The sequence below is a fragment of the Methylibium sp. T29 genome (genome assembly GCF_000576205.1).
Classification (GTDB): Bacteria; Pseudomonadota; Gammaproteobacteria; order Burkholderiales; family Burkholderiaceae_C; genus Methylibium; species Methylibium petroleiphilum.
Genome location: NZ_AZND01000453.1, coordinates 1 through 1,599 on the forward strand (window position 1 = coordinate 1; position 1,599 = coordinate 1,599).

The window sequence follows — 1,599 nt, forward strand, 5'->3', positions numbered from 1 at the left end:
CGGCGCGCACACTCGGCTTCTTTCAGCTGTCCCTCTGGCGAGTCGGCCAGCAGGTAGTAGGGGTAACGTGCGCCCATGATGCGAGCCCGGGCCAAGGCCAGGGCTACGCGTGAGGTATCGATGGTGATCCATCGCCGGCCCCATTGCTCAGCGACATATGCGGTTGTTCCGGAACCGCAAGTGGGATCAAGTATCAAGTCGCCTGGATCGGACAACATATTGATGCAACGCTGAACCACCTTCTCAGAGGTTTCGACCACGTAGCGCTTCTCAGAGGCGAATCCGGCAATTCCAGTGTCACCCCATACGTTGTTTTCAGGAAAAGCAGCGAAGTCTTCAAAGTAGCGAACGTAGTACAGCCCAGTTCCGGTCGTCGCAAGCCGGGCAGCGCACTTCAGACGCTGCATCCCGCTTTGATTTGTCTTCCAGCGCACCTTGTCCGATGGGCGCAGCGTCTTTCCCTCAAACTCCACAGGGAACCACGATGCAGCACCTTCTCCCTTGTCACGCCCCATGCTCTGGCTGGTGAGATTGTCAATGCGGAAGACTCTGGCGCCCGGTGGAAGCGATCGACCGCCAACCAGTTCTTCACTCGTAATTGCACGGGAACTTAGATCGGCTTCCCGCACACGCTTGTATGCACCACCTCCAGCGCCCCCCACTTGCTTCTGAGAAAGCGGCTGCCTGTACTTCAGGTGCTCGTGGCTCTTGGCATAGACGAGCAATACGTCGTAGGTGCCGGCCAGATATTCAGAGGTTGCGCTTGCGGTCTTGGAAAAGATGATCTGAGAGACAAAGTTCTCCAGCCCAAAGACCTCATCGAGCAAGCAACGAACAATGTGCGAATTCTCTTCGCCGATTTGCACGACCACTGACCCACTCGCGGTGAGCAAGTCGCGCGCCACTGTTAACCGATCACGCAGATAGGTCAGGTAGGAATTGATCCCGTCGCGCCAGGTGTCGCGAAACGCCTTTACCTGCTCTGGCTCGCGGCTGATGTGGTCGCGGTTGCCGTCCTTCACGTCGCGGCTGGTCGTGCTCCACTGGAAGTTTGAATTGAACTTGATGCCGTAGGGCGGGTCGAGATACACGCACTGCACTTTGCCGCGCAGGCCTTCGCGCTCAGCCAGGCTCGCCATGACCTGCAGGCTGTCGCCCAGAATCATGCGGTTGGTCCAGTTCTGGTCGTGAGCGTAGAAGTCGGTCTTGTCGGCGCCGGCGGGGATGCCATTGAAGTCGCCGAACATGTCCACCGTGCCCCCGGCCGCGCCTTCGCGCCGCGCCCGAGTTTGCTGCTGCAGGTCGTCGATCAGCACCTTGGGGTGCACCTTCTCCTGGATATACAGCGGCGGCGCATTCACCACCAGGTCAGTCCAGTCCTGATCGTCCTTGCCGCGCCAAACCAGTTGTGGGTCGAGGTCGCGGTTGCGCCGTGTCTTCTCGTACTGCAGGCCATCGGAGTTCGACGTGCCACGCGAGTAGCTAACCTGCACGGGCTTCCTGGCCTCGTCGGCCATCAGGCTCTGGTACTCCGCGGTGGGGATGTTCTTGCGCTTGTCGTCGCTGTGTTTGAGCGCGTCCACGCCAACGAAGGGGGTT

The 1,599-nt window shown here is 59.7% G+C and carries 1 protein-coding gene; it reads right to left on the minus strand.

Annotated elements, in window-relative coordinates; all coding sequences use genetic code 11:
* The coding region (locus tag x551_RS21960; protein WP_161728129.1) for a site-specific DNA-methyltransferase at positions 1 to 1,583 on the minus strand (1,583 nt) is incomplete at its 3' end.
* Between the last annotated feature and the right edge of the window lie 16 nt (positions 1,584 to 1,599).